Source organism: Pseudomonas sp. PA1(2017) (assembly GCF_001945375.1).
In the GTDB taxonomy this organism is placed as follows: Bacteria; Pseudomonadota; Gammaproteobacteria; order Pseudomonadales; family Pseudomonadaceae; genus Aquipseudomonas.
Genome location: NZ_MSXU01000012.1, coordinates 220,481 through 220,803, shown reverse-complemented (window position 1 = coordinate 220,803; position 323 = coordinate 220,481).

Sequence of the window (323 nt, the reverse complement as noted above, 5' to 3'; positions counted from 1 at the left end):
CCTGCCGCCAGCGTTCAATCTGAGCCATGATCAAACTCTTCAGTTCAATACTGCTTGGGTTTTGAGAAAACCCTAAACTTGGCTCAGCAATCGCAAAAAACTCTCGAATTCACGAGTGTTACTTGTGATGCTGATAATCTTGCGATCAGTCAGTCTTAACTCACAAGCACCCACACGAATTGCTTGATTCAGTTGTTAAAGAACGTTTGGCTGAGGCTTTCGTCTCAACCGAGGCGCGCATCTTACAACACCCTCATTTGCTGTCAAGCTGTTTTTTGAAGAATTTTTCTTTCTTCTCAACACCTTGCAGCGTCCGACCAGAC